Below are 7,661 nucleotides of genomic sequence, written 5' to 3'. Positions count from 1 at the left end.
TCGGCCGGGGCGCCGCTGATCAACGCGCGGATCGAATCGGTCGCCGAGAAGCCGTCCTTCCGCGAGTCGTACAGCGCTCGACGGGCCATCGTCCCGGCCTCCGGATGGTACGAGTGGCGGATCGCCGCGGACGGCGCGAGATCGCCGGTGTACGTGTCGCCCGGTGAAGGGTCGCTCGTCCTCTTCGCCGGACTCTACGAGTGGTGGCGCTCCTCGCAGCCGGGCGCGCCCTGGCTCCTCTCGGCGACGATCCTGACGCGGCCCTCCTCCGGTGCGGTCGCCGACGTGCACGAGCGGATGCCTGTGCTGCTCCAGCCCGAGCTGATCGAGGACTGGCTCGATCCAGGCTCGACGGGCGACGGCGACCTGCTCCGAGCCGCGGCCGAGGGTGCCGCCGAGCTCGCCGAGGAGTTGGACGTGCGCACCGTCGGAGCCGCGGTCGGCTCCGTCTCGGCGAACGGGCCGCAGCTCATCCAGCCGGCCTGAGCCGAGAGGGCGCGAACCCGGCCGCGGCACTCGTGAGAGCGCGATCCGCGGGGGTGCGGGCATCTGACAGACTGGACGGATGCCGCTGACGCCCGAGAGCAAGCCCCTGAGCCCGGGCAAGGCCGAGGTCATGCACCGCGCCGCCCGCCTCGAGGACCGACTCCACGCCTTCCGGATGCGTCGCGTGCGGCGGAAGGGGCATGTCCCGCGGGTGATCCCCTACACCGGCTACGGCACGACCGAGCAGCTGCGGGTTCTCGCCCGCGTTCTCTACACGCCTCCGACGCCTCCGGGCGCGAGGAGGTGCGCCCCGTCGAGGGCGTGCGCGGCTGGCGCAGCTTCACGAGCGTGTTCGTCAGCGGGGCGGTCGTCTCGGTCGAGGTCGACGGGCAGCAGCACCGGGTGACCGCCGATCGCGGCGGTGTGGTCGACGCCGATCTGCCGATCACGCTCTCCCCCGGCTGGCACACCATCACCTTCTCCACGGCCGGGTCGAAGCCCGTCGCGGCGCCGGTGTTCATCGTGCGGCCGGAGGCACGCCTCGGGATCGTCTCTGACGTCGACGACACCGTCATGGTGACGGCGCTCCCCCGCCCCTTCATCGCGGCCTGGAACACCTTCGTGCTCGACGAGCACGCACGGATGCCCACCCCCGGGATGGCGGTCTTCCTCGACCGCTTCGCCCGCCAGCACGAGGGCTCGCCCGTCATCTACCTCTCGACGGGAGCGTGGAACGTCGCACCGGCACTCACCCGCTTCCTCTCGCGGCACCTCTACCCGGCCGGCGCCCTCCTCCTGACGGACTGGGGGCCGACGCACGACCGCTGGTTCCGCAGCGGCAAGCAGCACAAGGAGGTCAACCTCCGCCGTCTGGCCGACGAGTTCCCCGATGTGCGCTGGCTGCTGGTCGGCGACGACGGCCAGCACGACGAGGAGATCTACGCCGACTTCGCGAACGAGCACCCGGACCGGGTGGCGGCCATCGCGATCCGGCAGCTCTCGACCGGTGAGGCCGTGCTGGCCGGCGGGCGCTCGAAGGCGCAGGACCGCTCAGAGACGAGCGGCACGCCGTGGGTCTACGCACCCGACGGCGCCGGCATCTCGGAGCAGCTGACGGAGCTCGGCGTCCTCTGAGGCCCGACGGTGGCTCCGCACCCCGAGCTCACCGTGCACCGAGCTCGCTGCAGGCCTCCTGCCCGAGACGGGGCCGTCCCCGGCACGACGGAGCCGTCCGCTCCCCGAGGGGAGGGACGGCTCCGGTCGACCGCTGCGGACTACGCCTGGTGGGCGGCCTGGAGGTCGAGGGTGATCGTGACCTTCTCGCCGATGAGCACGCCGCCGGTCTCGAGGGCCGCGTTGTAGGTGAGGCCGAAGTCGGTGCGGTCGATGGTGGCCTTGGCGGTGAGGCCGGCCTTGTAGTTGCCGTAGGGGTCGGTGCCGAAGCCGCCGAACTCCACCTCGAAGGTGACGGGCTTGGTGACCCCCTTGATGGTGAGGTCGCCGTCGACGAGGAAGTCGCTGCCGTGGGGGCGGACCGCGGTCGACACGAAGCGGATCTCGGGGTACTGGTCGGCCTCGAAGAAGTCGCCGGTGCGGAGGTGTCCGTCGCGGTTGGGCTCGTTGGTGTTGACGGAGGCGACCTCGGCGGTGGCCTCGACGGTGGAGTCGAGGGGGTTCTCGCCGGTGGTGAAGGTGGCGGTGAAGCGCTCGAACGTGCCCTTGACCTTGCTGATCATCAGGTGGCGGACGCTGAACGCGACCTCGCTGTGGGTGGGGTCGATGACCCAGGTGCCGGCCTTGTAGCCGGGGATGGTGATGGTGTCGGTCATGGTTTCTCCTCGAGAGTGATGGTCGTCGCGGGGAGAGCGTCCCCGTCGGATGTATGCAAGTGCATCGTCGCGGCCCAGTATTCCATGTAGCGACAACTATTTCACCCTCGAGTCCTCGAAGGTTCGGCACCGGCCGGTGAACATCGGGTACCGCACCCCCGGAAGTGGTACTGGATCAGCGGCCGCGGCGCGCCGAGTCGGCCGGGGCGGGATCGAGCCGCTCCGGATTGCGGATGCCGACGAGGGAGACGACCCCGCCGGCGACGAGCAGCACCGCCGTCGTCACCGCCGCCCGGGAGAAGCCCTCGGCATCGAGGGAGTCGCCGACGACCAGCGATGTGGCGGCGATGGCGACCAGACCGGCGATGCGCGAGACCGCGTTGTTGACGGCGGAGCCGACTCCGCTGTGCCCGTCCGTCACCGCGCCGAGGATCGTGGAGGTCAGCGGGGCGACCGTCACGGCCAACCCCAGCCCGAACAGCAGGATGCCCGGCAGGAGCTGCGTGACGTAGTCGGCCGACTCCCCCGCGAAGGAGAGGAGGAGGAAGCCTGCACCAGCCACCAGCGGTCCGACCCCCATGAACAGGCGGGGCCCGACCCGCGCCGAGAGCGAACCGGACACCTGCGAGAGCAGGAGCAGCAGGACGGTCGGCGGCAGGGTCGCCAGCCCCGCGAGCGTCGCCGAGTACCCGAGCGTCTGCTGGAGGAAGAGGCCCAGGCGAAGAAGCCGAACGAGAGAGCGCCGTAGACGAAGGCGGTCGAGATGTTGCCAACGGTGAAGGTGCGGGAGGAGAAGAGCGACAGGGGCAGCATCGGATGCGGTGTGCGGCGCTCCCAGAGCACGAAGGCGACCAGCGCGGCGACTCCCCCGATCAGCGCGGCCAGCACGAGCGGATGCGCGAGGCCCAGCCGCTCCTGCTCGATGAGCGCGAACACCGGACCGCCGAGGCCGATCACGCCGAGGACCGCGCCCACGCCGTCGATCGGCACGCGGCTCCCCGAGTCGACGGGGCCGAGCCGGCGCAGCAGCACGAGCGTCACAACGATCGGCAGGACGTTCAGAGCGAAGACGTAGCGCCACGAGCCCGCATCGACGAGCAGACCGCCGATGACCGGACCCGCGATCGTCGCCGTCCCTGTCCAGGCGGTCCACGCGCCGATGGTGCGCCCCTGAGCGGCGCCGTGCACGGTCGCGATGATGAGCGCGAGGGAGCTGGGGACCAGGATCGCGCCCGCCGCGCCCTGGAGCATCCGCGCCACGATCAGCACCTCCGCCGTGGGCGCGAGGGCGCAGAACAGCGAGGTGACACCGAAGCCGACGAGGCCGATCGCCATGCTGCGTGCCCGCCCGATCCGATCGGCGAGCGAGCCCGCCACCAGGATGAGCGCGCCGAGCGTGATGAGGTAGCCGTCCACCACCCACTGCTGAACGGCGAGCCCGCCGCCGAGCTCCCGCGTGATCGCGGGCAGCGCCACGGTGACGACCGTGCCGTCGAGGAAGGCGACGAAGGAGGCGAGGACCGCCACGACGAGAACCGCCCTGCGGCGCGCCGCGGAGGAGTCGGCAGCGGCGGTCATGCGCGGACTCGGATCACCCGCTCACCGTACTCGGGAGGCACTCTGGCGCGGGCGGCACGCCGGACTCAGGCGCGTCGCCTACTCTCGTAGCCATGTCTGCGCAAGAAACCGCCCGCGGCGGCATGCTCGCCCGGGTCCTCGGGATCGTCGGAGCCAGTGTCGCCGGGGGTCTGCTGATCACCGTGGGAGTCACTCCCGCCCTCGCCGTCACCGGGCTCGCCGAGAACAACCCGATCGGCCTGTTCGAGACCGTGCCCGAGTACCTCGAGCTGGGCCAGCTCGCCCAGAAGACCGAGATCTACGCGAAGCGGACGGACGGCTCGAACGAGCTGCTCGCCTCCTTCTACGCGCAGAACCGCGAGGAGGTCGCCTTCGACCAGGTGAGCCAGTTCGCCAAGGACGCGGCGATCGCCACCGAGGACCCCCGCTTCTACGTCCACGGCGGAGTGGACCTGCAGGGCACGATCCGCGCGGTGCTCAGCAACCTGGTGGGCGACGACCTCCAGGGCGGCTCGTCGATCACCCAGCAGTACGTGAAGAACGTGCTGGTGCAGAAGGCGGAGTCGCTGAGCGAGACCGACGAGGCCGCCTCCCAGGCCGCCTACGAGGAGGCGACGGCCACCACTCCCGGGCGCAAGCTCAAGGAGATGAAGCTCGCCGTCGACCTCGAGAAGAAGTACAGCAAGGACCAGATCCTGCTGGGCTACCTCAACATCGCCGGATTCGGCGGACAGGTCTACGGCATCCAGGCCGCCGCCGAGTACTACTTCTCGACGAACGCCGCCGACCTCAGCCTCGCGCAGGCCGCCAGCCTGATCGCGACGGTCAACAATCCGAACAGCCTGCGCATCGACGACCCCGAGAACATTCCGGACAACAAGATCCGCCGCGACTACGTCCTCGGTCAGATGCTCCGCGAGGGCAAGATCTCGCAGGAGCAGCACGACGCGGCGACCGCCGAGGAGGTCGTGCCGGCCATCACGCAGACCCCGACCGGCTGCCAGACCGCGGGGAACGCCGCGTTCTTCTGCGACTACATCACCCGCGTGGTGCAGAACGATCCGGCTTTCGGCGACGACGCGGACACCCGCCTCGCCAACTTCCAGCGTGGTGGCTACAAGATCTACACGACCCTCGACCGCGACCTCCAGGACACGGCGGCCAACGCGACGAACAACGCGGTGCCGAAGGTCCCGACGAACGACACCAACATCGGCAGCTCGACGGTGTCGATGGAGGTGGGCACCGGCCGGATCCTGGCCATGGTGCAGAACAAGGACTACGACGCGGCCGGCTCCGTGAACGGCGAGAACTTCTCGGCGCTGAACTTCAACACCGACACGGCCTACGGAGGCTCGACCGGATTCCAGGTCGGCTCGACGTACAAGGTGTTCACGCTGGCGCAGTGGCTCGCGAGCGGGCGGACGCTTAACGAAACCGTGAACGGACGGGTACGCACCTTCGAGGGGTTCCCCGCGAAGTGCCTGCCCGGCGGCGAGGACGACAGGCCCTACAAGGTCGGCAACGACGACGACGAGGACGGCACCTTCAGTGTTCTCAACGGCACGATGAGGTCGATCAACACGGTCTACCTGGCCATGGCGCAGCAGTTGGACCTCTGCTCGATCCGCGACCAGGCCGCGGCCTTCGGGGTGAAGGCGGCCGACGGTGGCGACCTCGGCATCAAGCCCGCCTCGATCCTCGGCTCCGACTCCAACATCTCGCCCCTGTCCATGGTCACGGCCTTCGCCGGCTTCGCCAACAACGGCAGCGCATGCTCCGCGATCGCGATCGACTCGATCACCGACGCGACCGGTGCCGCCGTGCAGCCTCCGGTCTCGACCTGCAACCAGGCACTGAGCCCCGAGCTGACCGCAGTGGCGAACTACGCGCTCCAGCGGGTCGTCACCTCCGGCACGGCGGCGCAGTCCGACCCCGACGACGGGATCGAGCACATCGGCAAGACGGGTACGACGGACAACGCCGAGTCCACCTGGATGGACGGCGCGAGCTCGCGCGTCGCCACCGTGGTCTGGGTGGGCAACATCGACGGCCACACCTCGATGCGGGAGGTGCGGTTCCCGAACACGGAGCTCGACAGCCGTCCGTACGCCTCGAACATCCGGCACTACATCTGGAACTCGGTGATGACCCGGGCCGACCAGAAGTACGGAGGCGACGACTTCGCCGAGCCGAGCAGCGCGCTGCTGAACGGCCGCCAGATCGTGGTGCCGGACGTCTCCGGACGCTCGATCGACGATGCGACCGAGACGCTCGACGACCTCGGCTTCGACGTCGACGAGGGCGCCACTGTGGACTCGGCCGCTCCCGCCGGCACTGTGGCGGGCACCGACCCCGGAGCGGGCACCACCGTCGCCCGGTACTCGGACATCACGCTGCTGATCAGCAACGGCTCGCAGGCTCCCGCGCCGCAGGCTCCTGCTCCGGAGACGACCGGGACCGCCGAGCCCGGCACGGAGGACCCCGACTCGCCGCTGCCCGCAGAACCGGTCGCGACGCCTCCGGTCGGGGCCGCGGAGTGAGCTTCGACGCCGGATTCCTCGGCGTCGACGCCGCCGCGCCGCGGCCCTCTGCTGAGCGTGCTGTGCGGCTGCTGCCGTACACGCACTTCGAGGTCCTCCTCGATCCCGAGCGGCGCCTCGCGCTCTCGACCGCGGTGAACATCGACGGCGCCCGGCTGGTGGAGCTCGACCGCGGAGACGACTGGCACCTCGACGACCGCGTCCCCGCCTCCGAGCAGACCGGCTCCGAGGTCTACGCCCGCAACGACCTCGACCGCGGTCACCTCGTGCGCCGCCGCGACCCGGTCTGGGGTGAGGCCGCCGAGGCGCGCGCGGCCAACCGCGACAGCTTCTGCTACACGAACGCCGCTCCGCAGGCGAGCGGCTTCAACCAGTCGCAGGAGCTGTGGCTGGGCCTGGAGACACTGGTGCTCGAGTACGCGCAGACGTGGCGCACCCGGCTCAGCGTCTTCACCGGGCCGGTGCTCGCCGGCGACGATCCCGTCTACCGCGGTGTGGGCATCCCCCGACGCTTCTGGAAGATCGCGGCCTGGAGCCCCGACGGCGCCTCCCTCGCCACCAGCGCCTACCTGCTCGACCAGTCCGAGCTCATCGAGCCCGTCCGCGAGGGGCTCGTGCCGCTCGGCGGCTTCCGCACCTTCCAGCTGCCGGTCGCCGAGATCGGCACTCTCACCGGGCTCGACGTCTCGGCACTCGCCGAGGCCGATGTGTTCGGTGCTCCGGGGGCCCGGGCGGAGCGTGGCGGGAGCTCGCGAGCGCCGACGACGTCGCGAGCGGCCTCCGCCCCCGCTAATCCCTCGACCGGGGCAGGATGGGGGCATGAGCTCCCCCGTCCTCGTCGAGATCGCGTCCGGCTCCGCTCGGCTGCGAGACCCGAGGGCTCCGCTCGTGCACGTCGACGAGGCCGGCTACCTCCGTGGCGACGGCGTCTTCGAGACCGTTGCGGTCCTCCGCGGACGACCGCGTGCGGTGACCGAGCACCTCGACCGCCTCGCGCAGTCGGCGCGCGCCGTCGGGCTTGCCGTCCCGGAGGCGGCGCTGTGGTCGCACGCGCTCGAGCTGGCCGTCTCGGAGCACGACCGCGTCGAGGATCTGACCGTGCGCTTCGTCGCCGCCTTCGGCCCGGGCGACCTGGCGCGCTGCACCGTCCGCGCGGCGCCCACTCCCGATGCGAGCCGGCTCCGCGACGCGCGCTGCCGTGGTGGTGCTCGACCGCGGCTACGCG

4 protein-coding genes and 3 pseudogenes are annotated in these 7,661 nt (G+C 70.8%); 5 read left to right on the top strand and 2 right to left on the bottom strand.

Translation table 11 applies throughout. The features are described from left to right. A partial coding sequence (locus ACH61_RS12975; RefSeq protein ID WP_068212695.1) for an SOS response-associated peptidase occupies positions 1-486 on the top strand: 486 nt, incomplete at its 5' end. Between the two features lie 79 nt (positions 487-565). Further along, a pseudogene (locus ACH61_RS12970) lies at positions 566-1,620 on the top strand (App1 family protein). Positions 1,621-1,760: 140 nt separating this feature from the next. On the opposite strand, the gene ACH61_RS12965 reads toward ACH61_RS12970, so the two are convergent. Together ACH61_RS12965 and ACH61_RS12960 are read right to left on the bottom strand one after the other, a co-directional pair. Continuing rightward, positions 1,761-2,315, bottom strand: a complete 555-nt coding sequence (locus ACH61_RS12965; protein ID WP_068212692.1) for a YceI family protein — start codon at positions 2,313-2,315, stop codon at positions 1,761-1,763. Positions 2,316-2,490: 175 nt separating this feature from the next. Beyond that, positions 2,491-3,893: pseudogene (locus ACH61_RS12960) on the bottom strand (MFS transporter). Between the two features lie 92 nt (positions 3,894-3,985). Between ACH61_RS12960 and ACH61_RS12955 the strand changes: the two are divergent. The 3 genes and pseudogenes from ACH61_RS12955 to ACH61_RS19385 form a co-directional block, all read left to right on the top strand. Beyond that, complete coding sequence (locus ACH61_RS12955) at positions 3,986-6,436, top strand: transglycosylase domain-containing protein (protein ID WP_082845258.1); 2,451 nt, start codon at positions 3,986-3,988, stop codon at positions 6,434-6,436. Next, a pseudogene (locus ACH61_RS19390) lies at positions 6,433-7,065 on the top strand (DNA/RNA non-specific endonuclease); the annotation flags it as partial. The gene ACH61_RS12955 and the pseudogene ACH61_RS19390, both read left to right, overlap by 4 nt. Before the next feature lie 76 nt (positions 7,066-7,141). Then, the coding region (locus ACH61_RS19385; protein WP_413784041.1) for an aminotransferase class IV at positions 7,142-7,661 on the top strand (520 nt) is incomplete at its 3' end.

The sequence above is a fragment of the Rathayibacter tanaceti genome (assembly GCF_001634385.1).
Lineage (GTDB): Bacteria > Actinomycetota > Actinomycetes > Actinomycetales > Microbacteriaceae > Rathayibacter > Rathayibacter tanaceti.
Note: the sequence above shows the minus strand (reverse complement) of the source record. Positions and strands in the feature narration are given on the sequence as shown.